Here is a 25,591-nt window from a genome sequence, read left to right on the forward strand (position 1 = left end):
ATGCGCGGGATTTGGCTCAAACGGGTGGCCGGAACACTGATCCTTGCAGGGGCGGCGGCCGGGATCGGATGGTTCGCGTGGCCTCGCCCGATTCCCGTGGATCTCGCACGGGCGATGCTCGGGCCGATGGAGGTGACGGTCGATGACGACGCCCGGACGCGCGTGCGCCACATCTACACTGTCTCCGCGCCCGTGGCCGGGAGGGTCCTGCGCATCTCCCATCCCGCCGGGCATCACGAGACCTCCCTCCACGTCGGCGATCAGGTCACCGCAGGTGAGACGGTCGTGGCCGTCATGCAGCCGACCCTGCCGAGCTTTCTCGACATCCGATCGCGCGAGGAGTTGCAGGCGGCGGTCACGGCGGCTGACGCGGCCGTGAAGCTGGCGGAGGCGGAGGTGCGCCGGATCGAGGCCGCGCTCGACTTTTCCCGCGACGAGCTCCGGCGGGCCCAGACGCTGGTCCGCACGGGCGCGATCTCGTCTCGGGCATTGGACAAGGCCCAATTCGACGTCGACACCAACGAGGCGGCCCTCGCGAGCGCGGAGGCCCAGCTCGATGTCCGCCGCAGCGAGCAGGCAGTTGCAGCCGCGCGGCTGATCGATCCCTCAGGCGCATCGGAGCCGACGAACCCGAACTGCTGCATCGAGGTCCGGGCCCCCGTGACAGGGCGCATTCTCAAAATCATCCAGGAGAGCGAAGCGGTGGTTCTGCCTGGGACGCCTTTGCTCGACATCGGCGATCCGCGCGATCTCGAAGTGGCGGCGGATCTGCTTTCGACGGACGCGGTGCAGGTGAAGCCAGGAGCGCCGGTGCGGATCGACGGCTGGGGCGGGCCACCGCTGCGCGGACGGGTGACGCGAGTCGATCCGGCCGGCTTCGTCAAGGTCTCGGCGCTCGGCATCGAGGAACAGCGGGTGAGCACCGTGATCGACTTCGTCGATCCGCCCGAGGCGTGGAGCGCCCTCGGGCATGACTTCCGTGTCGTGGTCCATGTGACGACATGGGGCGCCGACAACGTTCTGACGGTGCCTGTCAGCGCCCTGTTCCGAAGCGGGGAGGAATGGGCGGTGTTCACCGTAAAGGACGGCCGGGCCCGCACCGCTCCTGTCCGGATCGGGCACCGCAACAGCCGCCAGGCCGAGGTTCTGTCCGGGCTGTCGGCCGGGGATTCGGTCGTGCTGCATCCGAGCGACCGGATCAGGGACGGAGTGGCCGTCTCGGAACGCGATGCCCGATGAGGGAGCATCGAAGGAGACATGATGGACGAGCCGACCGGCGAGAGGGGAACTACACCGCTCGCGGCGTCCTCGTGCCGTCAGGGCCGTCGATCTCGCGGCCTTGGGGCCATGGCACCATTGCGACGACCCACAGGCCGATGAGGTTCGCCAGCGGAACGAGCGCGATCACCGACCAGAACGGCGAGAACCCCATCCGCTGGAGGATGCGGCCTGTCGGATAAAGAACCAGCGCCGCAAGGACCACGAGGACGACCCAGTGCAAGGAAGTCCATGGTCCCATCATCGTCCAAGACCCCATCATCATGTCAGAGCCGAACATCATGTCGGACCCTCCCGATTGAGCGCAGTTCAGGGCAACTGCAACCTGATGCATGATAGCACCGCCGGCGTCGGTGGGCCGATGTTTCGATGACGTGAATTGATATTCTTCAAGCACTTGCCGGTCGATTGCTGTATTCTATGGGTGCCATGTGGAGAGGCAGCTTGCGATGTCGGCATCAAGGCATCTCCCGACGGTCGTCTCACGGTTCCTGTCCCATTCCGCTCCGCTTCTCGCGGCAGCGGTTGTCACCGTGTCCCAGCCGCATCCGGTCCACGCACAGGTGCTTTCCCCCTCGCAGGAGACCTCCGACCTGGTCGTGTACCTGGGGGTGATGCCGGCGCAGCTCATTCGTGGCCATCCGCCGAGTCACGCCGAGGCATCCATGCACGGCGGGGCGCCGTCGGCCGGGGACCAGCACATCGTGGTCGCCGTCTTCGACAAGGCGAGCGGGGCCCGGATCGAGAACGCGGACGTCACGGCGGTCGTGTCCGGCCTCGGCCACGTGGGCACGACCCGGGTGCGGCTCGACCCCATGCAGATCGCCGGCACCGTTACCTACGGCGGGTTCGTTCCGATGTCGGGCAACGACCGGTACACCATCGCCGTCGAGATCCGTCGCCCCGGTGCCGGTTCACCGGAGGCCGCGCAATTCACGTACGTGAGCCAGGCCCCCTAGACCCGTCACGAGGTCCGGTCCGGCGTGATCCAGGAGTGGACGGGGAGGAGGCAAGCCCATGCCTGAAACTAGGTTCTCCGCATTGAGCCGGAACCACGCCTGGATGTGTCCTGCCCTCGCGCTGCTGCTTGCCGCGGCGGTGTTGATGCTGTTCGGCCTGTCGGTGTGGACCGCCCTCGTCGCCGCATTGCTCCTCGCCTGTCCCGCAATGGTCGTCTGGGGGCTATTCGCGGCGGCCCGGGATTCGCGCGGGCGTAACAAGGCGGCGGCCACGACATGCTGTGTCGACCCGTCACCGTCGAAACCGGGGGATGAGATCATGCCAAAGGCAATTCTGCTTGCGGCGGCGGTCGGGGCGAGCCTGGTCCTCGGAGGAACCGCCCAAGCCCATTGTGACGCTATCGGCGGTCCCGTGACCACGGCAGCCGTACGGGCGCTCGACACCAACAACGTCCATGCCGTCCTGCCCTATGTCCCGGCCTCCGCCGAGCCGGAGCTGACGGCCACCTTCACGCAGGCCATGACCGTGCGGGCCGGCGGGCCTGACGCCAAGGCGCTCGCCGACCGCTTCTTCATGGAGACAGCCGTGCGGCTGCACCGGGCGGGGGAGGGCGCGCCCTACACCGGCCTCAAGCCGGCGGACACCGATTTCGGCCCGGCGATCCCCGCCGCCGAGCAGGCGCTGGCCACCGGCAAGGTCGAGCCGCTCCTGGAGTTCCTCTCGCGCGAGATCGAGCACGGCGTGCGCGAGCGCTTTGCCCACGCGGCCGGCGACAAGCCCAAGGAGCCGACGGGTGCGGCGGAGGTGCCCGCAGCCCGTGAGCATGTCCAAGAGGAACTCGGGTTCATCGGCTACGTGGAGGCGATCTACTTGGCGACGAAAGGCAGCGGTCACGCGGCAGGACCGGCCGCCGCCGAAGCCTGCAGACATTAGGAGCCCTGCCATGAACCGAGTTGCCGATAAAGTCGTGATTGTAACCGGCGCCGCCCTCGGTCTCGGCCGCGCCTCCGCAATGATGTTGGCGCGCGAGGGAGCCAAAGTCGTGCTCACCGACATCAGGGATGCCGAAGGCGAAGCGGCGGCTCTATCGATCCGTGAGGTCGGCGGTGAGGCGCTTTACCTGCACCACGACGTCTCCAGCGAGCCGCAGTGGCAGCAGGTCATGGCAGAGACGCTGGGTCGGTTCGGCCGTCTCGATGTTCTGGTCAACAACGCGGGCGTTGCCGATGGCTGTCCTCCCGAGGAGGAAACGCTCGAGCACTGGCGCCGGTTGATGAGCGTCAACCTGGAAGGGGTTTTCCTGGGGACGAAGCATGCGATCCGGACCATGAAGGCGCGAACGCCGCCCGGCGGTGCGATCATCAACCTGTCCTCGATCGCCGGCATGATTGGCATTCCCGATCTCGGCGCCTACTGCACCTCGAAGGGCGGGGTTCGGCTCTACACCAAATCGGTCGCGCTCTACTGCGCCAAAGCCGGCTTGAACATCCGGGTGAATTCCATCCACCCCGGGTACATCTGGACGCCGATGGTGGAGAACTACCTGGCTCAGCATGGAGATGTGGAAGAGGGCCGCGGGGCCGCAGACGCCCTGCACCCGCTCGGTCATATCGGGGAGCCGGACGACATTGCCTATGGTGTGGTCTATCTTGCCTCGGACGAGTCCAAGTTCATGACAGGCGCCGGACTGGTCATTGATGGTGGCTATACCATCCAGTGAACTTATCTTGGTCGGAGGTCGCCGGAAGGTCCGGTTCTGACCTTAGGGTTCGCGGCGGCAGGGACGGAGCCTTGAGAGAGCAGCGCTGCGCACCATGGAGGTGGACCATGCGGATCCGGCACACTGTGATAGGCTTTTGGATCGGTCTCGGGATGGCCATTCCGTCCGGGGCACGTGCGCAGGTAGAGCAATACAACGTCTGTTGGGGGCAGGACGAGAAGCAGTGCCGGGACCAGAGCGTCACCCCCGATCAGACGTTCTTCGCCTGCGAGACGGCGGGGCACCAGGGCTACAGTTCCGAATACGTCTGCCAGAGCCTGTGCAAGAAGCCCAACCAGACCGGATCTTGCGAGACCTTCATCCGGTACGGGAGAGGGGGCGGCCAATGCGGCTACATCTGGACCCACGTGCATTGCTACTGAAGCACCCCGACGGGGAGGAGCCGCCATGGCCGACATTACGCAAATCCAGCTCCGGCTGGTGACCGCCTCCGCCTCCGGACGGCCTGGCGGATCGGAAGGGGACATCTTCCTCGGGATCGCCGGGCGCGAGTTTGCCGTCGGGGATGGCAGGGGCCAACTCAGGCACGAAGACGACGGCACCTACATGTTCGGTGAGGGCGCCTCGGTTCCCGACGCCGAGTTCAACGACCCGCGCAGCCCGCAACTGGATACGTTGAACGTCTACAAGTTTCCCACCTACATCCGGTTCGAGCCGCGCACCCCTGACGACAACTGGCTGCTGAGCCTCGTGGAGGTGATCGTCCGATCGCCCGAGGCGGATGAGATCTGCATCGAGATCGGCCCGGTCGGTGCGGGTCAATTCTGGCTGGGCCAGACCCGTGGCAAGATCGTCCATCTGTGGCCGCCCGAACCTCTGCCAGGGGCGGCATCCCGTGAGGACTGATCAAGGGCCAGGCATCGTTTCCTCCGAAAGCACGACTCTTGGGCGTCCGTAGGCCAGATCGAACGCGCGTTCCTCCCAGGCATCCCGGATCTTCCGGTTAGCCTCGATCACCCGGGTGACGTCCTCGAACCAAGCGGCCTCGGCCGCCTTGAACGGGTTGTCATCGGGAAGGGGCCGGTGCCGCTCGTCGACGGGAGAGGCAAGGGCTTCAACAGCCTTCATCCAGGGACTGACGGACGCGGCAAACATGTAACGGCTCACCCGCATGGGATGCATCCACTCGCAGGCCGCCGCGGACCACGGCGTTACCGCGGCCTGCACCCAGGGGCTGACGAAGGTCCGGTAGGCCTGCTCGGTCGCCTCGGAGATTTCTCGGACGCGCTCGAAGGAGGTCCGTGGGTAGTCGAACCGCAGATCCTCGACGCGCCGCTCCTCGAACGTGACCTCCGCCGAACCAGCGACCTTCATCTCGTAAAGGCCGGGTGCCAACGCCTCAATCCTCGGCAGGCTCTCCAGAATCGCGCGATGCTCCAAATTCGCCACCTTCGCGGAGACAAAGATCCCGAGATGCCCAACGTGCGGGTTGGTCAGGTAGACAATCCGCTGCTCAGCCTGCTTGAGGTCCTCGGTGGAGGCATACACCACCGGGATCCAGCCCAGCGCCTGGTGGGGCGGAGTGATGTTGTCGCCATAGGAGGCGAAGATCACCAGCGGGTTCCGGATCCGGCGCAGGTCGATATGGCACCCGGGACAGACCTGTACCAGGCCCTGCTCGAGGCGGTTGCCGACGAACAGATTCTCGACGACGGCGAGGATCTCCTCGCGGCTCAGGAAATAGAAGCCGTTCCACCAGCGCTCGAACTCCAGGAACCGCTCGCGCTCGCTCTCGATGTGGGCGAACAGGTTGGCATACTTCTCCCAGATCGCCTCCGGCTTGAGGTTCTCGAAGTTCTGGACGAGCCAGGCGCCGTCGAAGCGTCCCTGGCCGAGATCGGCGAGCAGGTGGACGAGCCACGCGCCGCCGACGAAGCCGCCGGCGATCCGCATCGGGTTGATGCCGGATTCCCCGGCCCAGTAGGACAGGGGCGAGCCGTTGAGGACGGCCGGCCCGACGAGACCGGCGCAGTCGGCCGCCAGGATCGTGATCGCCCATCCGGCCTGGCAGTTTCCGTACAGGATCGGCGCCTGCCCGTTGTGGCGACCGGAAACCTCTTGGACGAAGCGCCGGAGCGTACCGAGGACATCGAGCAGGGTCTGCCCGGGGACAGGCTCCGGCCCGAAAGCCCCGAAGTACACCGGATGTCCCGCTCGCAGCGCCAGGCCGACCTCCGAGTCGCGCTTGAAGCCGCCAATGCCCGGCCCATGCCCGGCGCGCGGGTCGAACACGACGACCGGGGGCTTTGCGGCGTCGAGGCAATCCTCCAGACAATCTTCACCAACGCGGGTAATCCGCAGGAGGGAATAGTTCGTCGGACGTTCGAGGCGGCGGGCATCGAGGACAACCTCGTAATCGAAGTCGAGGAGCGGCGGCTTTCCGGCCCGCTCGTGCGCCAGCATGTTGTCGGCCCGCTGCCGGAGCGTGTCCCAGAACAGGATCGAGCGTTCGGCGGCGTCCCTGACATAGGCGGCAAGATCCCCGAATGTGGTCACAGGATCCGCCGGAGCGGTCGCGGTGTCGGAGGATGCCGGGCGGCGGGGCCGGGTGGGTTCGGACGGAGCGTGCTGCTCGGCCCCGGCCTGGAGGCTACTCACAACCTGAATCTGTGCCCGGCGCTTCCGCGTGGCTGAGGGGGCAGCCGATTTCGGCTGGGTGGATGCCATCGCGCTCTCCTCTCGTCGAAGCCGTAGCCGATCTGCCCCGGGGTCCCTTGATTGGGATCAACGAGCGCTGCCGTGCGCTACTTTCCCCTCTGAATCCTGACGACACTGAGTTGCCCATTGACGCGGTCCGCCTGGAACCGGACCTTGTCGCCGGCTTTCACGCCCTTGAGAACTGCTGGATCCTGGATGCGAAACACCATCGTCATCGGGTCCATGTTGAGGTTCGGGATCGGCCCGTGATCGATGGTGATCTTGCCGGCACTCGGATCCACCTTCTCGACCGTGCCGGTCACCATCGGCAAATTCGCAGCGGCTGCGGGCTGGGCAGGAGCCTGTGATGGAGCCGCTTGGGTTCGGCCCGTCTCGATCCTCACGACGGAGATCTGCCCATTCACGCGGTCGGCCTGGAACCGCACCTTGTCACCTTCCTTCACTCCCAGGAGCAGGGCAGGGTCTTGGGCGCGGAACACCATCGTCATGGCATCCATGTTGAGGTTCGGGATCGGGCCGTGATCGAGCGTGATCTTGCCGGCGCCTGCATCGACCTTCTCGACGGTGCCCGAGACCGTGGGGAGTGGGCTGGCGGGAGCCTGCGCGGCGGGTTGCGCCGGAGCGGCGGCCTGGACCTCCGGGGCGGACGCGGTCGTTCGGTCCAGCGGCCCGGAGCCGTGCGGCGGCTGGTCCGCCTTGGCGCGGTAATCCGCCTGGCGGTTGCGGACCTGCCAATCCTTGAGATCGGAAACCTGCTTCTGCTGCTCATCGATGAACTGCTGGGCCATCCGGCGGAGCTGTTCGTCGGCGCCATGCTCCAATTGTGTCCGAGCGAGGAAGATCAGGTCCTCATGATGGGCGATGACGAGCGCAGCGAAATCCCTGTCAGGATCGCCCGTGAGCCTCATATCCTTGAAGCGGTCATCCATGACCTCGCGGACCCGCTCGTAGGCCGCCTGCGCTCCTTTGGCGGGCTGTGCATGCGCAATCTGGCCGGGGCCGATAGCGACGCCAGCCAGGATGGCTCCAAGGACAGTGAGGGTGACGGTCAGGCGTTTCATGGCGGTCTCTTTCTTGAAGCGGGATGGCTGCCCCGCGGAACGGCGACCCTCGGACGCGGTTTGCGGGGCGGCGTAGGCCTTACGAGCCTTTCTTGATCGAGGTCACGGAGATCTGGCCGTTCACCCGGTCGGCGGTGAACTGCACCTTGTCGCCGGCCTTGAGGCCCTTGAGCAGGTTCGGATCCTGGGCCCGGAACACCATCGTCATGGCGTCCATGTTCAGGTTCGGAATGGCGCCATGGTCGATGGTGATCTTGCCCGCGGCCGTGTCGACCTTCTCGACCGTGCCGGAGACAGTCGGCAGGCTCTGGGCGAGGGCTGCGCCCGAGAGGCTCAGGGCGGCGATCAGGCTGATGGCGATACGCTTCATAACAATACTCCTTCGGATGGTGAGGTGGGAGAGGGGGCCGTCACTTGACGACGACGGTGCCGTGCATGCCGGACTCGTAATGGCCCGGAATCAGGCAGGCGAACTCGAAGGTGCCGGGTTTGGTGAAGCGCCAGACGATCTCGTTGGAACCCTTCGGCGCCAGACGCTTCCCGTTGGGGTCGTCGTGCTCCATGTCCGGGTTCTGCTCCATGGCGATCTTGTGCTTGGCGTTGTGCTCGATGGTGTCGAGCATGAACTCGTGGTCCGTCTTGCCGTGATTCCTGAGTACGAACTTCACCTGTTCGCCGCGCTTGATCTCGACCTGATTGGGTTCGAAGAGCATCTTGGCGTCGTCGGTCTCCTTCATGGAGACCTCGATGGTCTTGGCCACGGGCTTCTTCGGGTCGCCCGGCTCGCCGGCCGCGAACGTCCGGTGGCTGTGCCCGGCCGGACCGGGGCTGGCGAGGGCCAAGCCCGCCGAGAGGGCCAACGCCGCGGCACCGGCAAGGATGGATAGGCGAAACGTCATCGATGTCTCCTTCGTCCGTTTCTGGTCTTGATCAGTGATTGTCATGGCCGCCCGCCGTGCGGACGGGGCGCTTGCGGGGATCGACGGCGTGGAACTCCGCCGCCTCGACGCCGCTGTCGGGCGCGGGTGCACGAACGGGTTCGGCGAGCTTCTCGCCCGTCCACTCGTAGGCGACCGTCCCCTCCGGATGCTTGTACCAGCCCGGATCCTTGTAATCGTCATGGGCAAGGCCCGGCCGGACCTTCACGACCGAGAACATGCCGCCCATCTCGACGGGGCCGAACTGGGCGAAGCCCGTCATCATCGGCAGGGTGTTGTCGGGGAGCGGCATCTCCATGGACCCCATCTCGCCCATGCCGTTCGAGCCCATCGGCATGTAGCCCGGAGCGATCTTCTTCATGGCGGGCGCGGTCTTCTTCATGTTCACGCCGATGTAGGTTTTCACGTCGTGACCCATGGCGTTCATGGTGTGATGCGACTTGTGGCAGTGGATCGCCCAGTCACCCGGCGCATCGGCCACGAACTCGAAGGCGCGCATCTGCCCGACCGCCACATCGACGGAGACCTCCGGCCATTGCGCCGCCTCCGGTACCCAGCCGCCGTCCGTGCCCGTGACCTTGAAGTCGTAGCCGTGCATGTGGATCGGGTGGTTGGTCATCGTCAGGTTGCCGAACCGGACCCGCACCTTGTCGCCCTGGCGCACCACGAGCGGATCGATCCCCGGGAACACGCGCGAGTTCCAGCACCAGAGATTGAAGTCGAGCATCGTGTTGACCTTCGGCACGTAGCTGCCGGCCTCGATGTCGAAGGCGTTGAGCAGGAACACGAAGTCGCGGTCGACGCGACGCTCGGCCGGGTCGCGCGGATGCACGACGAAGAAGCCCATCATGCCCATGGCCATCTGGACCATCTCGTCCGAGTGCGGGTGGTACATGAAGGTGCCGGACTTCTGGCAGATGAACTCGTACACGAAGGTCTTGCCCGGCGGGATGTGCGGTTGGGTCAGGCCGCCGACCCCGTCCATGCCGTTCGGGAGGAGCTGGCCGTGCCAGTGCACCGCCGTGTTCTCTGGCAGCTTGTTGGTGACGAAGATGCGCACCTTGTCGCCCTGAACCGCCTCAATGGTCGGTCCCGGCGACTGACCGTTGTAGCCCCACAGGTGCGCCTTCATGCCGGGTGCCATCTCGCGCACGACGGGCTCGGCGACGAGATGGAACTCCTTCCAATCGCCGTTCTGCCGCCAGGGCAGGGTCCAGCCGTTGAGGGTGACGACCGGCTGGTAGTCCGGGCCGCTGTTCGGGTAGAGCGGCGGCTGCATGGTGGCCTCGGTCATGATCGGCGCCTCGGGCAGGCCCGCGGCCTGAGTGCGTCCGCTGACCATGGAGGCACCGGCGAGAGCCAAGCCTCCGGCGCCGAGAAAACCCCTGCGTGAGAGATCGGTCATTGCGTGTCTCCTTGTCAGTGCCCGCCACCGCCGCCAGAGGCGGCAGCCACGGCTTGTCCGCCGCCTTCGCCGCCGCTGCCGGCCCCGCCGCCGACGAGGGCGGCCTTGAGGTCGGTGGCGGCGATCCAGAAGTCGCGGCGGGCGTTGATGGCGTCGACGTTGCTGAGGATGCGGGTGCGGGCGTCGATGATGAGCTGGCTCACGTCGACGAGCATGCCGCTGTATTGCAGGGTCGCCTCGTCCTGGATGCGCTTCTGCAAGGGCAGGACGCGTCCCTGATAATGGCGGGCGAGGTCGTAGTGGCCGCGGTAGCGCAGGTAGGCCTCGCGCGCCTCGGAGCGCACGTTCACCGCCCGCTCCGCCAGGCGGTTGGCGGCGGCCATGTAGGTCTCCTGGGCATTGCGCACCCCCACCGCGCCGAAGTCGAAGATCGGGATCGTGAACTCGACCTCGAGACCCCGGCGCTTGATCGCGTCGCGTTCGACCTCGACGCCGCCGTTGTCGTTGACGAGCAGTGCAGTGGTGCGCTCGTAGCTGGATAGGCCGGCGAGTTCGATGTCGGAGACGAAGCGGGTGGCATTCGTCAGGCCGAATTGACGGGCGGTCGCGTCGAGGTCGTGGCGCAAGGCCTGGAGATCGACACGCCGCTCGAGCGCCCGGCGCTCGATGTCCTGGGCCGAGGCGATGCGGGCGGGCAGAGCCGGGAGCGAATTCGGCAGGCGGAAGTCGATGTCCCGCCCCCACAGTCCGAGCTGCCGGATCAGGCGCTCGCGGGCGACCTTCTGCTCGATCCGGGCGCGGGCGAGCTGGGCGCCGAGTTCCTGGTAGAAGGCATGCTCGCGGGCCTGTTCCAGCTTGTTGAGCGCCCCGCTCTCGCCGAGCTGCGTGGCGAGCTCGGAGGCGGTCTCGGCGGTGCCGAGAGCCTGTTGCATGAAGGCCACCTGCTGGTTGGCCGCAATGGCCCGGTAGTACTCGCGACGGGTCTCGGCGGCGAGCCGCAGCACGGTCTCGGCGGTGCGGAACTGGGCGGCGCGGAAGCGCTGCTCGGCGACGGCGGTCCGGGCGGGCAGGGTGGCGAGCTCGAAGAGCCCGATCAGGATTTGGCGCTCGACCTCCAGCTCCAGGCTCCCGCCGAGGCGGGACAGGGACACCGTCGGGCTCGGCGGCAGGCTCGTCTGGACGTAGTCGGCCTCCGAGACCCCAAGCTCATTGAATGCGGCCTGCAGGCCCCTGTTCTTCAGCAGGGCGATCTGGACCGCGCTGTCGGGGGACAACGGGCGCTTCAGCAGGTCTTCGACCCGCTGCTGGATACCGACAGCCTCGGCCTCGCTGGTGATCTTGACGACGTCCTTGCCCAGCTCGGTGTAGGCGATCGTCTGGGCGGTTGACAGGCCGCCATCGGCCGAGAACGAGACGCAGCCCCCAAGGAACAGGGTGAGTGCGATGCCCCCGAGCAGCCGCAGCTTGCGGGTTGGTCCCGCAGAATTGTTGTCAGGCATAGTGTGATCTTCCTGGCGCATGGGTCACCGCCCCCGTCGGGCGGCATCGTTGCTATCGTCCCGTTCGGGGGCGGCACCCGGCGTGACCCGCCGGTTGAGCTCGCGCCAGTCGAGGGGCTCGACGACGTCATAGTTGCGGACACCTGCGGTCACAGCGGAATAGGCCGGGGTGCGGGTGGCCACGGCAGGATCCGCCGCCGACACGAGGTAGGAGGGAGGCTGGGACGGCACGCAGGCGGCCAAGCCCAGTCCGAGTCCCGCGAGGTATAAGAGTTTCATCATGGGGTCCGTCTCCGGGCGGACCTCCACAGTGCGGTTCTGAATCGAGGCTGCGTCCGGACGGGCAATGCGTCCATCCGGCACAACGGGCCTGCATTCTGATCGCGATCTGGGAAGGGTGACCGGTTCGAGCTTCAGGACGGCGGCAGGCTCTTATGAGCAGACGCGCCGGTTCGTGCGGGCGTCAGCCGCCCGCGCCTGGCTCAGACGGTTCGTGGGGGCTTGTCGAGGCTGCCCCTGGCAATGCCGCCGACCTGCTCGTCGCCCGGCATGGCAATGGGAAGGTGGGATGCCGCCGGGGAGAACAGGATCGGGAAGGCACTGTCCTGGAAGGCGTGGCACGTGCCCATGCTGCAGCAGACCGGGCCGCCGCAGTCTTGAGAGCCCTGCTCATGGTCTCCGGAGGCGCTCGACGCGACGTCGGCATGTGACGCCACATCTGCGTGGTTATGCGTTCCGTCAACAGTACCATGCTGATGGACGTGCTTGTGCCCGGCATCCGCCACCATGGCATGCGGGTGCCCCGTCGACGCAGCCGCCTGCGGCATGGAGATCGGGAAGATCGCCATGATGAACGCAAGCAGAGCCACGATGAGGGTGCCCAGCAGCCGCAAGGGAGAATCGCTCCGGTTCGTCAGAATCGGCTGTCTCTCACGAAACAATGGCATGAACAAGGGAGCACGCATGGCTGTCATCCCCAGGGCAGGAGGACCGGTTCGGCGGGAAATCCGGCCTGGCGGAGAGCACGCAGGAGAGCGGACTCGAACCGGTGGGATATGACCCTCACGGTTCGGTCCAGCAGGTTGGCCTCGATGCGGACGTGCTGATCGATATCCTGCAGGGCTCGGGTCACAAAGCCCAGGCAGCCGCCACAGGTCAGGCGAGGAATATGGAAGAGGTGCATGGTCGGGAGCCTCGATTCGGTTAGGTCCCAACCCATCTGCACCTTGCCATCATGGCAAGGTCAAGCCTGTAGCGCTTGTGCCGTCAGGTTATGGTAATCTGCACGTGACCCAGACAACGACATTGGGTTCACAGTCCCGCCATGGCTGACACGGCAGATACCGCTCACGTCCTTATCCGACCGCCGCTTGCATGGGGGCTCGCCATCCTGGTCGGGTTGGCGCTCGACTGGCTCGTGCCCTTGCCGTTCCTGCCGGCCGACTGGCCAGCCGGCTGGCTCGGCGGGCCGGTGTCCCTCCTCGCGCTGGTGCTGGGCATCTGGGCGGTCGTAACGATGACCAAGGCTGGCTCGAACGTTCCGACCAATCGCCCGACCACCACCATCGTTGAGAGCGGACCATACCAATTCACGCGCAACCCCATCTACCTCGGCATGTTCCTTGTTCTGGTTGGGTTGGCCATCGCGTTCGACAATCTCTGGCTGCTGCTGATGCTAGCGCCCTTCGCACTTGTCATCCGCTACGGTGTCGTAGCCTGCGAGGAAGCCTATCTCGACCGCAAGTTCGGCGATGTTTACCGAGGCTACCGCTCGCGTGTCCGACGCTGGCTGTAGCGCCACCCTGATGAATCTACACGGGTCACATTCACTTGGCCAACCAAGGCTTGGTTCAGGCTTGCGTGGCCTTTGCAGCAGATCCGCGGCGGACGGGCTGAAGCCCCGCTGTACCGAGCCGCGGTGCCGTATGATCGCCATTCCCTTGGATGCCGTTATCGCTCGCCAAACCCTCGATGATCGGGCATTCCGGCCGCTCATCGCCATGGCAATGTTTCGCGAGGTGCTTGAGGGTTGCGGCCATTTCCTGCAGTTCCCGCGCCTTCCGCTCCAGAATATCGACGTGCTCGAGGGCAATCCGCTTCACGTCCGTGCTGGCGCGGTCCCTGTCGCGCCACAGAGCGACGAGTTCAGCGATCTGCTCGACCGAGAAGCCGAGATCGCGGGCCCGCCGGATGAAGGCGAGGGTTTTGACGTCGGTGTCCGAATACACGCGGTATCCTGCTTCGGTGCGGACGGTCTTCGCGATCAGCCCGATGGACTCGTAGTAGCGGATCATTTTGGCCGAAACGCCCGAGGCCTCGGCGGCTTGTCCGATGTTCATGGTCATCCTCCTTCGATCTGGGTCGCTTTTCGATCAGTTGGCAGCGAGAGCGGTAGCCGGCTGGTCGGCCCGATCGGCTATCGGGGCATGGAAACCCCGAAGCCGCAGAGCGTTGCCGAGCACGAACACGCTCGACAGGGCCATGGCGCCGGCCGCCACGATCGGCGACAGCAGGGTGCCGTCGACCGGATAGAGGACACCGGCCGCCACCGGGATCAGCACCACGTTATAAGCGAAGGCCCAGAACAGGTTCTGCTTGATGTTGCGGATCGTCGCCTTCGACAGGGCGATGGCGTTCGCGACGCCCCGCAGGTCGCCGGACATCAGCACCACGTCAGCGCTCTCAATGGCGATATCCGTGCCGGTGCCGATGGCAAGCCCGACATCCGCCTCAGCGAGGGCAGGGGCGTCGTTGATGCCGTCGCCCACGAAGGCCACCTGACGTCCGCCCTCGCGGAGCCGTTTGACAGCCTCGACCTTGCCGTCCGGCAGGACCTCGGCCACGACCTCGTCGATCCCAACCTGGCGGGCGATGGCCTTGGCCGTGCGACGGTTGTCGCCCGTGATCATCGCCACCTTGAGCCCAAGGGAATGCAGGGCGGCGATCGCCTGCGGAGTCGACGGCTTGATCCAATCCGCTACCGCGATGATCGCGGCGAGCTTGCCGTCGATGGCGGCGTAGAGCGGGCTCTTGCCTTCATGCCCGAGGCGGGTTGCGGTCGAGGCGAAAGAAGCCACGTCATAGCCGAGTTTCACCATGTATCGGTCAGCGCCGATCTCGATCCTCCGCCCCTGAACGGTCGCCAAGACACCGTAGCCTGGCACTGCGTCGAAGCCGTCCACGGAAGCCAAGCTCAGGCCACGATCCTTGGCGGCATCCACAATCGCTTCCGCAATCGGATGCTCGGAGCGAGTCTCGACAGCCGCCACGAGACCGAGAACATCGGCGTCGTCGAAGCTTTCGGCAACGATCAGGTCGGTGAGCTCCGGACGGCCCCTGGTCAAGGTGCCGGTCTTGTCGAGCGCCACCACCTCGACTTCCTTCAGGCTCTGAAGCGCTTCGCCCTTGCGGAAGAGAACGCCGAGTTCAGCTCCGCGGCCGGTCCCGACCATAATGGAGGTCGGGGTGGCCAGCCCCATGGCGCACGGGCAGGCGATGATCAAAACTGCAACGCCGTTCACGAGGGCAAAGCTGAGCGCCGACTCGGGCCCGAAGACCAGCCAGACCAGGACGGTGAGGGAGGCCGCCGCCATGACAGCGGGCACGAACCAGGCCGTCACCTTGTCGACGAGGGCCTGGATCGGCAGCTTTGACCCTTGCGCCTGCTCGACCATGCGGATGATCTGCGCCAGCACGGTTTCGGCCCCAACCTTGGTGGCCCGGAAGGTGAAGCTGCCGGTCTTGTTGATCGTCCCGCCAACGACCTCAGCGCCTTCAGCCTTCTGCACGGGCACGGGTTCGCCGGTGATCATCGACTCGTCCACGAAGGAGGAGCCCTCGGTGACTTCGCCGTCGACTGGGATCTTCTCACCGGGGCGGACCTGGACAAGGTCGCCGGCACGGACCTGATCGAGCGGGATCTCAACCACGTCGTCATTGTGGATCACGCGGGCGGTCTTAGCTTGGAGGCCCATCAGCCGCTTGATCGCCTCGGAGGTGCGCCCCTTGGCCTTGGCCTCGAGCGTGCGGCCGAGCAGGATCAGGGTCACGATGACGGCAGCGGCTTCGTAGTAGACGTTCACGGTGCCGGTCGGCAGAACGGAGGAGGCGAACGTCGCCACAACCGAATAACCATAGGCCGCCGCGGTGCCCAGGGCCACGAGGGAGTTCATGTCTGGGGCCCGCCGCAGCAGGGCCGGGATGCCCTTCCGGAAGAACCGCAGGCCAGGGCCAAACAGGACAAGGGTCGTCAGGATGAATTGGAGGTACCAGCTCTCACGGTGTCCGATCGTGTCCATGACCCATTCATGGACACCCGGGATGAGGTGAGAGCCCATCTCCAGGGCAAACACCGGCAGAGTCAGGATGGCGGCCAGGGCGAGGGACCGCTGGAGGGCGCTGTATTCCCGCTCCCGGCTTTCCCGCTCATGGTCGATCGTGGGCTCATCGCCGACGCGGCGGGCCTCGTAACCAACTTTGCGGACGACCTCCTCAAGGGTGGCTGGTGTCGCGACGCCGGCGAGATGGCGGATGGTAGCCTTCTCGGTCGCCAGGTTGACGGACGCTTCGAGCACGCCTGGAGAAGCCTTGAGCGCCTTCTCGACGCGCCCCACGCACGAGGCGCAGGTCATGCCCTCAATGGTGAGTTCGGTCGTCTCTTCGGTGACCGCATAGCCGGCATTCTCGATGACCCGAGCCACCCCGGCTGCATCTGTGGGACCATAGAAGGTCACCTCGGCCCGCTCGGTAGCTAAATTCACGTTCGCCGCGGCGACGGTCGGCAGGTTCGTCAAAACCTTTTCGACCCGCCTCACGCAGGAGGCACAAGTCATGCCCTCGATAGGCAGGGAGAGAGTTGCCCCTACCTCATTCGTCCGCTTGGCAGTGGCGGCCATCACAGATTCTCCTTGATGATGCTTAGCTAAGGAGAAGTGTAGTCCTTCCAATGATGGGAAGGTCAAGCGGCCTGTTCAAGGCCGCCAGCAGAGGTGATCCGGGGGTGCCAGCCAGGCCCAGCCTCACACCGTCAGGGTCTTGAGCCGACGTGGTCGGTTGGGATCCAGCTTCAACGGCAGGACCGTCACGATCACCTTCGTCCGGCGAACATAGACAATCCTCACCTTTGGCGAGACGGCAGGATTCCGCCGCGTCAGCTTCGCGACGATCCTCACGTGAGAGTGCTTGTCCCAATAGGGATTCGCGAAGGCGGTGCGATATTTGCCTTCGATCCGGTCCATAAGGTCGACTAAAGCCTCCGGCTCGTAATCGGATGGGTTGTACCGGGCGCAGAACTGCTCAAGGGCGTGGATCGTCCAGTGGAGCTTCAACGCGGCCATGGGTGCTTTCGGAACTTGGTAGCAGTCATGGCGGTCCTGGAACTGCGCTGATCACCTCACACCAAGCATGCCATATCTGCGGCCTTCATGGCTTCAGGCATTCCCCCTTGACTGTCGACAATCCGTTTAGTGGCGATCAGCGGGAGTGTGATCATGCTCCGGGCGTTCGTTCTATGGCTTGGGTCATTAACCCGGTAGCAGGTGAGACATGATTGGCATTTCCCAGACGAGTGTCGATCCGTGCTGGAGAGTTTAACCCGCCCCGCTTAGGCCGCACGTGAGCGGACTTGATCGCTGCAACAAAGTGGCAAATGTCGCTGAAAACGGTTTAGAGAGGCTCTGGGCGACTGTTGGCTTCTGGGAGGGAAAGCTCCAGGTCATGCCGCCTCAGGGGGTGTGGCTAAGCTCTAATGCGGTCACTTTTCCGGCAGCGTCACCTCAGATCGTGGTGTCGCTGAGGCCAGACGAGGCTTATGAAGATAGGCTAAAGGGAAAGCTCGTTTCCCGGGTGCGATCGGGCTTGTTTACGGTGGTCCTCAACCAGCTCGATCATAGCCTTAAGGTTTTGAGCAGCCTCCTCGTCTGACTGGCCGCGGGCCAGGAGCCCGCGATACTGAGGGGAACTGGCCGTGCGCTGTCCCTCAGAGTCCATCCCGTATTCGATGATCACCGGCTCCGTCCGCGTACTCATAGTGATGAAATAGGTAAGCCATCATGGTTTGCGAGCCTCTTCGCGGATGAAGCAACCCCAGGGTCTGCTGCGGCCAAGAGATCAAGGTCTCACTATGGCAAGAGGGCTGGGAGGCACAGCCTCCCAGCCCACTATCTTCATTCCGTAAAATGATCTGCCGACGCCCTCACTTGCCGACAAACTAAGAGGTGCCGCACAGCAGGGGTGCGGTACTGCCCCACCAATTCCAGAAAAAGTTGTACTTATTTGATCGCAAGGCGATTAGAGCCCCGCTGAGCGACTTTTCGGCTCTGGAAGGGAAGCTCCCAGCCACCTAAAATAAGGGGTGCTGTTGGCGCTCTAATGAGGTCGCTTTCTGAGCCCCCTCTTCGCGAGAGTGACCTCTCCGCCACGGTGGCAAGCTTTCTCTTCCAAATGACAGAAGGCCGCTGCAAGCGGCCTTCGTCAGAGTTTGTCACCACTCCAGGGTGCGCTAGATTTTGTCTTCGTTTGAGGCGCGGTTAGCGAGATTCTCGCCAACCTTTGTGAGCGTCCTCATCAAGGTCTCACAGAAACCTCTGTCAGACCAGATGTGCATCCGCAACTTCCACATTTTGAGCATCTAGCCATCCGTACCATGGGAATCGCTCGGGGATCGGACAGGAGAACCCGCTCGGAAAAGTTGGTGACTGCCTCGTCATCTGTCCTAGGCTCGTAGGATCGTAACCTGCCTCGGCAGCGATGCGACGCCAGATGGCGAGACTGCTCCTGGTCAGAGCCAAGACGTCGGCGGCCTGAAGACGATCCCATGCCGCGACGATCTCGCGGGCCCGGACCAGCGCACGAGGCGCAAGCGGCCGGTTGTCCGTGCCACGCAGTGCTGTGCGGAGCTGGTCAACCGTGGCCATGCCATAGTGGCGGTTGCTTCCATGCCAGTCCTCACCCGGCGGCAGGCCGAGAGCCGCGTCCTGTGGTTGTACCTGGAGGGCCCAGCGATCCTGCATCACGCGGTATGCCTCGTACTCGAGCTCGGCTTCTTCCAGCATGGGGGCAATCGCGTGCCACGGATCCCGCAGGGTCGGCCAGTGCCCGTCGAGGGTCAGAAGGACCCGATCATCCCCGCCCGAGGCGCCCGGCTGAACGAGAACCATGCCCATCGGCAACCGGCGCCAGGCGATCTCCGGCGGATCGAAAGGCGAGAGCTCGTCTGGCCGGCAGCGACGGATTACTGTGGTGGCGCGCAGATGAAGACCGAGGCTGGACCCAGATCGTGCTGGCAGGGAAGGGGGGCGAGAGCAATTGCCATGAGAAGCTCCTGGAACTGGATGAAGAATGACGCGGGACGGGCTGGAAAGCCGGGTTCAGCCCGGAAGGGTGAGACTGCCGTGCTCGTCATCCAAGCTGTCTGTCACCGCAGCGGCGGGTGGATGGGCTCGCACAAGGGCTTCCACCTCTGCACCAGACAGTACCCGGCGGGCGAGGAGCGCCTCGGCGACCGCGATTACAGCGGAGCGATGCGCCGTCACGAGTGTGGTCGCGCGGTGCAACAGCCGCTGCAAATCAGCCTCGATCCTTTGGGCGAAGTGACCGTCGCGGCGCACCAGATCGCTTGCGTCTTCGGCCGCAGCCCGATGCAGCAAGGAGTTGCCCAAGCCGAAGCTGGCATGCAGCGCTGAGAGCTGGCGCGTGGCGACGGCCAGATCGCTCACCGCTCCGGCACTCGCGCCAGCCCCGAGCACGCAATCAGCGGCCCGGCCGGCGAGCCCGATCACGATGTCATCCTCGATCACTGCACGGGTCGGAACCAAGCCCGCATGCTCCATGCGCGTCATCCCGCCGCTGGCGCCGACCAGCTGGAGCGAGACGCCTTGCAGCGTGCGGCCGAGGACGACCGCCACAACGGCATGGCCGGCTTCGTGGATGGCGCAGGCTTTCAGCTCAGCGGGGCTGCGTGGCTCCGGCGGACTGGCCTCCGCGACGAGATCGTCGTGGGTCAGAGCACGGCCGGCAAGCCGAGCGCGCCGGCGAGCGCCGTTTACCACCTGCACAACATCGGCGCCGACCCGCCCCAGCAGCAGCTGCGCCATCAGGGAGAGATCGGTATCAGCGAGCTCACCTTTGAGGTGTGCCCGCAAGATGTTGATCAACCCTTCCACATCGGGTGGAGCAACCTCGATCAGCCGGTCGAAGCGGCCCGGGCGGCGCAGTGCGGGATCAACCTTATCGAGAAAATTGGTCGCGGCGATCAGCAGCACATCCGGGCAGGTCTGGCGCAGGGCATCGATGCCGAGCAGCATGCCCGTGATCACAGGCGCCCAGAAATCGCCATTAGACGACCCGCTCAGGGACCCGCGGCTCGGCAGCGCGTCGAGTTCGTCGATAAAAGCCACACAGGGCCGGGTTGCACGCAGAGTGGCAAAAAACCGTTGCTGCTCCTTGACCACGGCCCCGAGATGACCGCCTGAGGCGCCAAACCAATCGGCGACGCTCGTCATCACCAGCGGCAACTGTAGCTTACCGCTCAGAGCTTTAGCGAGAGAGGTTTTACCGGTCCCCGGCGGTCCATAGAGCAGGCAACTTTCCAGCGCTGCCGCCGGGGCATGGCCGGCATGTCTTGTCTCCACCTCGCAGACGATCTGCTCGGCCCAGGTGCGCGCCTCACCGTAGCTGGTGAGCGTCTCCAGGGGTGGAGCATCCTCGGTAAACGTAACGCCGATGCGCGCTCCGGCAGCCCGCGCCAAGCGGGCTGCGATGGTCGGACGAGACGAACCCGGCCGGAAGGCTGCCACAAGGTCCATCCAATCGAGGCCGGCGAGATCGCGCGCTGACAGCGTCACAGGTTTGCCCTTCCGGCTGAAGGCATGAATGGCGTGCTCGACTAGAGCAGCATCGGGCACCGGCAGGATGACGGTGGCGTCCGCCGCGCCAAGCAACACTGGCGAGAGCTCGCGGCTGGGATCGGCGGCAATCCCGGCGATTGTCACGCCTTTGGCCAGAGCCTTGGCGGCCTCTTCGGCGCGGTAGAGCTGCTCCTCAGGGCGGTTCAGCCGCTCCGACGGATTGATGATCCGAAGCTCCCAAGTGGCCAAGTCCTTGAGCACCTCGGACAGCGGGGAAACCCAGGCGGGTGAGGGCGCCGCCACAACGAGCGCGAGGGTGCTGTCGCCGCGCCTGAGGCGGCGCAGGAGATCGGGCCCGAGCGCCTGCCGCAGCAGCGGCTTGGCCAGCAGCTCCCGCAGGGAGAGCCGCTGCCGGGACCTCGCCTGAGCCAGGAGGCTCTCGGGGCCGGAGGGTGCCGGCAGATCCGGGCTGCCATCTTGATCTGCGTCGACGACAAAGTCATCGACGCTGCTGGTGCTGGAGAGAGTGCGAATGCTCATGATGATGATCTCCGGCCAGAGGGTCAGCGCCAGGCAGCGAGTCTGACCTCACTCTGGAGATCGACCGGACGATCGAGAGCAATCGTCAGCACGCGCTCGGCGACCAGCCGCAGCACGGCTCCGGCCGGATCGGCGCTGCCGGTTAGCGCCTCAGCGCAGTCCTCAAGCGAGGCGCTGCCGCCGACCTCGGCGAGATGCGAGAGCAGGATGAGACGCTCGCGCGGCATGACAGCTACGCCGTCGCAGGCAGACACGAGCAGGGCATTGGTCAGCCGCGGCTCGGCCCGGATCACGCTCTCCGGCACCAGAATAAGGCGTTGCCCACTGAACTCGACGGCCCACTTCAGGTCGAGCATGCGGGCATGCAGGACCGGGTCACGCCAGCAGGCGCTCGGCACCGCAACGACACTGACGCTACGCCCACTGGTGAGCCGGACCGAGCGGAGGACAAGACCAACCTGTGCCAGATCGAGGGTGTGCGCGAACTTCTCACACCGCGGGTCATCCGAGACGGAACGGACAACGGACTGAACGCCCAGCAGCGCATCGACGGCATAGGGCAGGGGAGCCTCACGCCCGAGGCTGGCGACCACGGCGGCACGCGAGGAGGTCTCAGGTGCATTGGAGACAGTGATGGGAGAAGCGAAATTCATAGGCATAGCTTTCCTGTTCGCCAGCGCGATGGGCGTGGCGGTGATGATGAGAAAGGGAAGGGGAAAGGTGCGCAGGCTCAGGCGCCTGCGCCGACCTGGATCAGATCAGACGAGAGGGGTCGATGGTGCAGGTTCGCAGGACCGTGCCGGCACCCTGGGTCGAGCCCGTGAGGCATTTGGCCGACAGGCTCGGGCTCTCGAACGGTTCGTCACGGGTGACGACGAGTTTCGTCTTATCCCTTGGATGAGGCTTGAGGACGCCCGCGGCCAGCAACATCGCCCGGTGCTCGCGAATGTAGCGCGGCAGCGTCGTGGTCTCCTCGGCGCTCACCTCGCTGCCCTTGTGCACGAGCAACGTGCCGTCAGGCAGCTTTTCCGCCGTGGCCTGAAGGTCGCCGTATTGGAGACGATAGCAGGTCCCGACCGGATCCTCAGCTTTCAGGCCGGGGCCACGTTCGCCCTCCAATCCAGCCGAATGAGTGAACGGCCCCCGAGGCATCATCGGATCAGGAGTTGAGTCGAGCCGCGAGGGCTTCAGGAGCTCACTGAGGTCGAAACGCGATGCTGCCGGAGCGACCGTATGCGGGACGGCGTCATGCTCGAGGACGGGTACTGGTTCAAGGAAGGGATGACCCATCAACACCAGCAGACGGCGGGCCTCGACAATATAGGCGTCAAGCACGCGGCGCTCCTCCTCGGACACATGATTGCGTCTGGGAGACACGCCGATCACCAGATCGAGGTGCGGAGCATGCTCGAGAAGGCTGTTGACGCGCCACTCCAGGTGCTTGCCTGCGGCTTCAAACCAGCCCGGCTGCTCGCAGCCGAAGATGACGACCCAGTGCCAAGCGCGGTCGGAGTCGTTGATCTTGCGCATCAGACGGTGGCCCACGTTCTTGCCCTCGCCGCACATGACGTAAGGACGTCGATCACTGGCCTCGGGCAAGCCGATTGCAACGTAGCAGCCCGTCGAATTGAGGACAGGGAGCGAGATCTCATGGGGGAGATCTTCGACGCGCATGACCATGACGGTCGGAACCCAGATGGACGCGCGCTGTTTGATCGGCCCCCTCAGATTGATGAGGGACATGACGGGCGCTAAAGGTGGAAGGTTGTTGGACATGAATGCAAACCCTTGACGATGGCCCACGCCGCTCCGTCGGCAGGACGGTGCCGTGACTGAACCTGCCAAGCAGGCTGCCAGCAGAGGAGGAGCGTGAAGGCCGGAGAGATGAGGGGTGAAACGGCTCAGGCGCGGCAGCCGGACGGCTGCGGGCGCAGGACCTCACCGCACGGGATCGCCAGGATCGCGCACAGACGGTTCATCTCGGTTCGACAAGGGGCTTTCAATGCGCGCGAGAGCGCGCTACTGCATACAGCAGCCATGGTTGGGTCTCCTAGTGACTCGTACCGTGGTCAGGCCCCTGTCGGTGGTAACGACACCGGCAGAGGGCCGCCCTATGGGCGGTGGGCCGTTGGTACATCGGCTTGGCTGTAAGATAGCGGAATATTGGATTATTGCAAGTATAAATTCCAATAAACAGAAACGTTAAAATTCTATTAACAGATGCGGATAAGTTAATCCCCTCTAAATCGCTGCGAAAGTGGAGTTGTTGCGACGGGTTGAAGGAGTTCAGCCCCGCGGCGTGCCCCGGTGGAGCGTAAAACCAGTGCGTCGACCGCTCTGGCCACACCTGCATGATCTTTACTGGTGAGTTGTTCTTCCTGGAGCGGTCACACGCGACAAGATACATCAAAAGGGCAGGGGACCACTCAAGACCATTTGGTTGCAGTTCTGCTCGCGGGCTGATGGCAAGCCTAATGGATCCGCAAAGGCAGCTCAGGTCCTGCGGCTTCCATCAACCGGTCGTGGTCGCTGAAGGCTTCTGCTCGGAGGCACAGGATTGCCGGCTCGGACTCTTCAGCACTCCGCACGTATCGCGCAACGACTATGCCTCAGAGCGTTTGTGTCCCATCGTCAGGCGCAAGGATCAGTTGGCGCCTCTGACCTGGAGTTGATCGAAGTTGAGGTTGCCGAGCTTCCATGATTGCAGAACCACAGAAGCATCGCCGATCGACTTCGGCTTCACGCCACCCTCAGCGGTACGCTCGATGGTCAGGGCCTTGCCGCTCCAGTCGAGCAGCAGGCGGTCGTCCGGCCCAAAGCCCGCGTTATCCCACAACTCCCGCGGCAGGCGGATGGAGGTGTAGAACCGATCCGGGCGCTTGGCGTCTGCAATGGATTTCACCACGACCGCAGCAGACGCGATCTGTCCCTCTTTGACCTCGGTCTTCCGCTTGCGCCCAGCCCGCCGTGGCGCCTCCACCTCGAGATCCGGTACGGACGCTGGTTCAGCATCGACGGCTTGCGTCGCCGCGGGGCCAGCCTCAGCTTCCGGCATGGCTTGCAGACCAGCGACAGGACGCGCGGGATGCTGGATTGCCTGGATGACGCCGACAACCTGCCGAAGATCGCCTGAGAGACCCACCGTCGACTGGAGGAGGGTCGGGGCTAAGCGTGCAATGGCTTCGATCTGCTGACCACCAAGAGTGACCAGCTGGCTCACCTGATCCGCCATGAGTTCCACGGCTGCCCGCAAGCCTTTCAGGTCCGCTGCCATTTCGGTCAGAGTCTGCTCAACCTCTGGCGAAAGAGCTGGCGTGGGGTGAATTGGCTGCGGCGTCTTCGGGGTGGGAGGTTGAGGCGGTTTGGCTTCCTTCGGGCGGAAGACCTCGGCGGCCAGAGCCTCTGGCTTGCCCAGGTGCCGGGCCAGAATCTCGGCGGTCTCCTGGTGCCGTTTGCCCGCAGCTCTAGTCTCCGGACGCGGGGCAGCGGATCTGGTCTCCTGGGCGTACCGTGGTCGGGCCAAGCAGGCTGAGCAGACGTCAAAGGCGGGAGCACGGCCAAGCAACCAGCCGCGCTCGTTGAAGTAGCCTTTGACGGTGTCATTGCTGGTGGGCCTGGAGGCTTCATAGGTGTCTGCACTGGCACATTCCGAGCAGCGGACGGTGAAGCGGAACTTGGAGGGCGCGCCGCCGCTACGGGTAATCTGCGGCTCGAACTGACGTGCGATGCCGGGCATCTGGCAAAATCCTGATCGTTGAAAAAGATGTTCAGGCCGAGGACGATGCAGTGTCCTGATCTCTCGGCTCGCAAAAGAGGTGTAGGGATGGGCAGGGGATTAACACCGGTCTCGCCAAATTCCAACCCGACGGTGCGGGTATGCTTCATCGGTCCAGAAGGGAAACAGGACGGGCTCACTTTCAGGCAAATGTAATGCTGCTATCATCACGGGATAGACCACATCGTATATCCCAGGTACCGAAAGTTAGGGACACGGCGGAAGCTGACATGACCGAGACATTCCAGGGAAGGGCCATCGCCGGCCGAGGCGACGCCGAGAGTGTCGCCATTCAAGTCCTGAACTTCATTGTCGCGGACGACGATCGGATCATTCAGTTTCTGAACGTCACCGGCCTCCAGCCCGAGACGATCCGCGTGTCAGCGACATCATCGCATTCCTGCTGGGCGTCCTCGAGTATGTAGCGAAGGACGATGAGCTTATGAAGGCAATCGATCAGGAGCTAAAGATCCGGCCAGCCGCGATCCTGGCGGCCATCGTGCATTTGTCGCCGGAGCCTGACATGAAGCCGCTCGATAGGGATAAGACGGTCGACGCAGCCCCTCCACTGCCGAGGCGTAACCTGTTCCACTGAAGAAGGCCTCCTCACCCGCCGTTGCCAGGCTGATGAGGGGGCCTCCCGTTCCGGAAAGCCGGGATTAGAGTGCCGGCTTCCGCTCAGAGTAATGCTCAGGCTCAATGACAGTTTCGGCGTACCTCAAGAAAACGCCTCGGCTCGCGGCCGAGGCTCCCCTTCGCAGCATGACCTGACGGTCAGGATGTCGGCGGGGAGGCTCGGCCATCGCAGCTGCATCATTGACAGTCACTGCTTGATGCAGAAAGGCATGATG

General features: G+C 64.7%; 28 protein-coding genes. 9 read left to right on the top strand and 19 right to left on the bottom strand.

Translation table 11 applies throughout. The annotated features are described in order from the left end of the window. Nucleotides 1–1,239, top strand: coding sequence for an efflux RND transporter periplasmic adaptor subunit (locus tag ACUXUR_RS21470; RefSeq protein WP_445504392.1), 1,239 nt, complete (start codon nucleotides 1–3; stop codon nucleotides 1,237–1,239). Nucleotides 1,240–1,288: 49 nt separating this feature from the next. On the opposite strand, the gene ACUXUR_RS21475 is transcribed toward ACUXUR_RS21470, so the two are convergent. Continuing rightward, a complete protein-coding gene (locus ACUXUR_RS21475; RefSeq protein ID WP_445504393.1) occupies nucleotides 1,289–1,561 on the bottom strand; it encodes a hypothetical protein in 273 nt (90 codons plus the stop codon). Nucleotides 1,562–1,811: 250 nt separating this feature from the next. Between ACUXUR_RS21475 and ACUXUR_RS21480 the strand changes: the two genes are divergently transcribed. The 5 genes from ACUXUR_RS21480 to ACUXUR_RS21500 all read left to right on the top strand — a co-directional run bounded on the left by ACUXUR_RS21480 (nucleotide 1,812) and on the right by ACUXUR_RS21500 (nucleotide 4,864). After that, nucleotides 1,812–2,237, top strand: coding sequence for a hypothetical protein (locus ACUXUR_RS21480; RefSeq protein WP_445504394.1), 426 nt, complete (start codon nucleotides 1,812–1,814; stop codon nucleotides 2,235–2,237). 58 nt (nucleotides 2,238–2,295) lie between these two features. Continuing rightward, nucleotides 2,296–3,171 (top strand): DUF6448 family protein, encoded by an 876-nt coding sequence (locus ACUXUR_RS21485; RefSeq protein WP_445504395.1) that lies wholly within the window; start codon nucleotides 2,296–2,298, stop codon nucleotides 3,169–3,171. Between the two features lie 10 nt (nucleotides 3,172–3,181). Next, nucleotides 3,182–3,958 (top strand): glucose 1-dehydrogenase, encoded by a 777-nt coding sequence (locus ACUXUR_RS21490; protein ID WP_445504396.1) that lies wholly within the window; start codon nucleotides 3,182–3,184, stop codon nucleotides 3,956–3,958. A gap of 107 nt (nucleotides 3,959–4,065) precedes the next feature. Next, complete coding sequence (locus tag ACUXUR_RS21495; RefSeq protein WP_445504397.1) at nucleotides 4,066–4,380, top strand: hypothetical protein; 315 nt, start codon at nucleotides 4,066–4,068, stop codon at nucleotides 4,378–4,380. A gap of 25 nt (nucleotides 4,381–4,405) precedes the next feature. Continuing rightward, complete coding sequence (locus ACUXUR_RS21500; protein ID WP_445504398.1) at nucleotides 4,406–4,864, top strand: hypothetical protein; 459 nt, start codon at nucleotides 4,406–4,408, stop codon at nucleotides 4,862–4,864. On the opposite strand, the gene ACUXUR_RS21505 is transcribed toward ACUXUR_RS21500, so the two are convergent. The 9 genes from ACUXUR_RS21505 to ACUXUR_RS21545 form a co-directional block, all read right to left on the bottom strand. Then, nucleotides 4,865–6,685: a DUF3141 domain-containing protein gene (locus ACUXUR_RS21505; protein WP_445504399.1), complete on the bottom strand. Its 1,821-nt coding sequence runs from the start codon at nucleotides 6,683–6,685 to the stop codon at nucleotides 4,865–4,867. Between the two features lie 77 nt (nucleotides 6,686–6,762). After that, entirely contained in the window at nucleotides 6,763–7,737 is a 975-nt protein-coding gene (locus ACUXUR_RS21510; RefSeq protein WP_445504400.1) for a copper-binding protein, read from the bottom strand. Between the two features lie 79 nt (nucleotides 7,738–7,816). Next, entirely contained in the window at nucleotides 7,817–8,107 is a 291-nt protein-coding gene (locus tag ACUXUR_RS21515; protein ID WP_445504401.1) for a copper-binding protein, read from the bottom strand. A gap of 40 nt (nucleotides 8,108–8,147) precedes the next feature. Continuing rightward, nucleotides 8,148–8,636, bottom strand: coding sequence for a cupredoxin domain-containing protein (locus ACUXUR_RS21520; RefSeq protein WP_445504402.1), 489 nt, complete (start codon nucleotides 8,634–8,636; stop codon nucleotides 8,148–8,150). A gap of 31 nt (nucleotides 8,637–8,667) precedes the next feature. Next, on the bottom strand, nucleotides 8,668–10,080 hold the full coding sequence (locus ACUXUR_RS21525) for a multicopper oxidase family protein (RefSeq protein ID WP_445504403.1): 1,413 nt from the start codon (nucleotides 10,078–10,080) through the stop codon (nucleotides 8,668–8,670). A 14-nt stretch (nucleotides 10,081–10,094) separates the two neighbouring features. Then, nucleotides 10,095–11,579 carry a TolC family protein gene (locus ACUXUR_RS21530; protein ID WP_445504404.1) on the bottom strand — a complete coding sequence of 495 codons (1,485 nt, stop codon included), beginning with the start codon at nucleotides 11,577–11,579 and terminating at the stop codon, nucleotides 10,095–10,097. Nucleotides 11,580–11,603: 24 nt separating this feature from the next. Next, on the bottom strand, nucleotides 11,604–11,861 hold the full coding sequence (locus tag ACUXUR_RS21535) for a hypothetical protein (RefSeq protein WP_445504405.1): 258 nt from the start codon (nucleotides 11,859–11,861) through the stop codon (nucleotides 11,604–11,606). Nucleotides 11,862–12,061: 200 nt separating this feature from the next. After that, nucleotides 12,062–12,544, bottom strand: a complete 483-nt coding sequence (locus tag ACUXUR_RS21540) for a hypothetical protein (RefSeq protein WP_445504406.1) — start codon at nucleotides 12,542–12,544, stop codon at nucleotides 12,062–12,064. Nucleotides 12,545–12,549: 5 nt separating this feature from the next. Further along, entirely contained in the window at nucleotides 12,550–12,762 is a 213-nt protein-coding gene (locus tag ACUXUR_RS21545) for a heavy-metal-associated domain-containing protein (RefSeq protein WP_445504407.1), read from the bottom strand. A 141-nt stretch (nucleotides 12,763–12,903) separates the two neighbouring features. Between ACUXUR_RS21545 and ACUXUR_RS21550 the strand changes: the two genes are divergently transcribed. Continuing rightward, complete coding sequence (locus tag ACUXUR_RS21550) at nucleotides 12,904–13,374, top strand: methyltransferase family protein (protein WP_445504408.1); 471 nt, start codon at nucleotides 12,904–12,906, stop codon at nucleotides 13,372–13,374. 55 nt (nucleotides 13,375–13,429) lie between these two features. Here ACUXUR_RS21550 and cueR read toward each other — a convergent pair whose 3' ends face one another. The 9 genes from cueR to ACUXUR_RS21595 form a co-directional block, all read right to left on the bottom strand. Then, the gene (gene cueR, locus ACUXUR_RS21555) at nucleotides 13,430–13,918 is read right to left on the bottom strand and encodes a Cu(I)-responsive transcriptional regulator (protein ID WP_445504409.1); all 489 of its coding nucleotides are present in this window, start codon (nucleotides 13,916–13,918) and stop codon (nucleotides 13,430–13,432) included. Nucleotides 13,919–13,951: 33 nt separating this feature from the next. Beyond that, a complete protein-coding gene (locus ACUXUR_RS21560) occupies nucleotides 13,952–16,474 on the bottom strand; it encodes a heavy metal translocating P-type ATPase (RefSeq protein WP_445504410.1) in 2,523 nt (840 codons plus the stop codon). A 123-nt stretch (nucleotides 16,475–16,597) separates the two neighbouring features. Continuing rightward, nucleotides 16,598–16,915, bottom strand: coding sequence for a hypothetical protein (locus ACUXUR_RS21565; protein WP_445504411.1), 318 nt, complete (start codon nucleotides 16,913–16,915; stop codon nucleotides 16,598–16,600). 1,251 nt (nucleotides 16,916–18,166) lie between these two features. Next, nucleotides 18,167–18,736 (bottom strand): hypothetical protein, encoded by a 570-nt coding sequence (locus ACUXUR_RS21570; protein ID WP_445504412.1) that lies wholly within the window; start codon nucleotides 18,734–18,736, stop codon nucleotides 18,167–18,169. 210 nt (nucleotides 18,737–18,946) lie between these two features. After that, nucleotides 18,947–20,965, bottom strand: a complete 2,019-nt coding sequence (locus ACUXUR_RS21575) for an AAA family ATPase (RefSeq protein ID WP_445504413.1) — start codon at nucleotides 20,963–20,965, stop codon at nucleotides 18,947–18,949. Between the two features lie 23 nt (nucleotides 20,966–20,988). Next, nucleotides 20,989–21,618 carry a hypothetical protein gene (locus ACUXUR_RS21580; RefSeq protein ID WP_445504414.1) on the bottom strand — a complete coding sequence of 210 codons (630 nt, stop codon included), beginning with the start codon at nucleotides 21,616–21,618 and terminating at the stop codon, nucleotides 20,989–20,991. Between the two features lie 100 nt (nucleotides 21,619–21,718). Then, a complete protein-coding gene (locus tag ACUXUR_RS21585) occupies nucleotides 21,719–22,741 on the bottom strand; it encodes a hypothetical protein (protein WP_445504415.1) in 1,023 nt (340 codons plus the stop codon). 125 nt (nucleotides 22,742–22,866) lie between these two features. Then, a complete protein-coding gene (locus ACUXUR_RS21590) occupies nucleotides 22,867–23,004 on the bottom strand; it encodes a hypothetical protein (protein ID WP_445504416.1) in 138 nt (45 codons plus the stop codon). A 605-nt stretch (nucleotides 23,005–23,609) separates the two neighbouring features. Then, on the bottom strand, nucleotides 23,610–24,701 hold the full coding sequence (locus ACUXUR_RS21595) for a hypothetical protein (protein ID WP_445504417.1): 1,092 nt from the start codon (nucleotides 24,699–24,701) through the stop codon (nucleotides 23,610–23,612). A gap of 269 nt (nucleotides 24,702–24,970) precedes the next feature. On the opposite strand from ACUXUR_RS21595, the gene ACUXUR_RS21600 reads away from it, so the two are divergent. Beyond that, the gene (locus ACUXUR_RS21600) at nucleotides 24,971–25,165 is read left to right on the top strand and encodes a DUF3572 family protein (protein WP_445504418.1); all 195 of its coding nucleotides are present in this window, start codon (nucleotides 24,971–24,973) and stop codon (nucleotides 25,163–25,165) included. 17 nt (nucleotides 25,166–25,182) lie between these two features. Then, a complete protein-coding gene (locus ACUXUR_RS21605) occupies nucleotides 25,183–25,335 on the top strand; it encodes a hypothetical protein (protein WP_445504419.1) in 153 nt (50 codons plus the stop codon). Nucleotides 25,336–25,591 lie beyond the last annotated feature (256 nt).

The sequence above is a fragment of the Microvirga medicaginis genome, assembly GCF_052658925.1.

Excerpts from the sequence above, each read along its gene's own strand:
- ACUXUR_RS21560 (WP_445504410.1), bottom strand. The coding sequence starts at position 16,474 with ATGGCCGCCACTGCCAAGCGGACGAATGAGGTAGGGGCAACTCTCTCC.
- ACUXUR_RS21595 (WP_445504417.1), bottom strand. The coding sequence starts at position 24,701 with ATGCCCGGCATCGCACGTCAGTTCGAGCCGCAGATTACCCGTAGCGGC.
- ACUXUR_RS21590 (WP_445504416.1), bottom strand. The coding sequence starts at position 23,004 with ATGGCTGCTGTATGCAGTAGCGCGCTCTCGCGCGCATTGAAAGCCCCT.
- ACUXUR_RS21570 (WP_445504412.1), bottom strand. The coding sequence starts at position 18,736 with ATGGTTCTCGTTCAGCCGGGCGCCTCGGGCGGGGATGATCGGGTCCTT.
- ACUXUR_RS21505 (WP_445504399.1), bottom strand. The coding sequence starts at position 6,685 with ATGGCATCCACCCAGCCGAAATCGGCTGCCCCCTCAGCCACGCGGAAG.
- ACUXUR_RS21550 (WP_445504408.1), top strand. The coding sequence starts at position 12,904 with ATGGCTGACACGGCAGATACCGCTCACGTCCTTATCCGACCGCCGCTT.
- ACUXUR_RS21605 (WP_445504419.1), top strand. The coding sequence starts at position 25,183 with ATGAAGGCAATCGATCAGGAGCTAAAGATCCGGCCAGCCGCGATCCTG.
- ACUXUR_RS21580 (WP_445504414.1), bottom strand. The coding sequence starts at position 21,618 with ATGAATTTCGCTTCTCCCATCACTGTCTCCAATGCACCTGAGACCTCC.
- ACUXUR_RS21600 (WP_445504418.1), top strand. The coding sequence starts at position 24,971 with ATGACCGAGACATTCCAGGGAAGGGCCATCGCCGGCCGAGGCGACGCC.
- ACUXUR_RS21525 (WP_445504403.1), bottom strand. The coding sequence starts at position 10,080 with ATGACCGATCTCTCACGCAGGGGTTTTCTCGGCGCCGGAGGCTTGGCT.
- ACUXUR_RS21565 (WP_445504411.1), bottom strand. The coding sequence starts at position 16,915 with ATGGCCGCGTTGAAGCTCCACTGGACGATCCACGCCCTTGAGCAGTTC.
- ACUXUR_RS21530 (WP_445504404.1), bottom strand. The coding sequence starts at position 11,579 with ATGCCTGACAACAATTCTGCGGGACCAACCCGCAAGCTGCGGCTGCTC.
- ACUXUR_RS21520 (WP_445504402.1), bottom strand. The coding sequence starts at position 8,636 with ATGACGTTTCGCCTATCCATCCTTGCCGGTGCCGCGGCGTTGGCCCTC.
- ACUXUR_RS21510 (WP_445504400.1), bottom strand. The coding sequence starts at position 7,737 with ATGAAACGCCTGACCGTCACCCTCACTGTCCTTGGAGCCATCCTGGCT.
- ACUXUR_RS21585 (WP_445504415.1), bottom strand. The coding sequence starts at position 22,741 with ATGTCCAACAACCTTCCACCTTTAGCGCCCGTCATGTCCCTCATCAAT.
- cueR (WP_445504409.1), bottom strand. The coding sequence starts at position 13,918 with ATGAACATCGGACAAGCCGCCGAGGCCTCGGGCGTTTCGGCCAAAATG.
- ACUXUR_RS21575 (WP_445504413.1), bottom strand. The coding sequence starts at position 20,965 with ATGAGCATTCGCACTCTCTCCAGCACCAGCAGCGTCGATGACTTTGTC.
- ACUXUR_RS21515 (WP_445504401.1), bottom strand. The coding sequence starts at position 8,107 with ATGAAGCGTATCGCCATCAGCCTGATCGCCGCCCTGAGCCTCTCGGGC.
- ACUXUR_RS21495 (WP_445504397.1), top strand. The coding sequence starts at position 4,066 with ATGCGGATCCGGCACACTGTGATAGGCTTTTGGATCGGTCTCGGGATG.
- ACUXUR_RS21490 (WP_445504396.1), top strand. The coding sequence starts at position 3,182 with ATGAACCGAGTTGCCGATAAAGTCGTGATTGTAACCGGCGCCGCCCTC.
- ACUXUR_RS21500 (WP_445504398.1), top strand. The coding sequence starts at position 4,406 with ATGGCCGACATTACGCAAATCCAGCTCCGGCTGGTGACCGCCTCCGCC.
- ACUXUR_RS21545 (WP_445504407.1), bottom strand. The coding sequence starts at position 12,762 with ATGCACCTCTTCCATATTCCTCGCCTGACCTGTGGCGGCTGCCTGGGC.
- ACUXUR_RS21485 (WP_445504395.1), top strand. The coding sequence starts at position 2,296 with ATGCCTGAAACTAGGTTCTCCGCATTGAGCCGGAACCACGCCTGGATG.
- ACUXUR_RS21475 (WP_445504393.1), bottom strand. The coding sequence starts at position 1,561 with ATGATGTTCGGCTCTGACATGATGATGGGGTCTTGGACGATGATGGGA.
- ACUXUR_RS21540 (WP_445504406.1), bottom strand. The coding sequence starts at position 12,544 with ATGCGTGCTCCCTTGTTCATGCCATTGTTTCGTGAGAGACAGCCGATT.
- ACUXUR_RS21535 (WP_445504405.1), bottom strand. The coding sequence starts at position 11,861 with ATGATGAAACTCTTATACCTCGCGGGACTCGGACTGGGCTTGGCCGCC.
- ACUXUR_RS21470 (WP_445504392.1), top strand. The coding sequence starts at position 1 with ATGCGCGGGATTTGGCTCAAACGGGTGGCCGGAACACTGATCCTTGCA.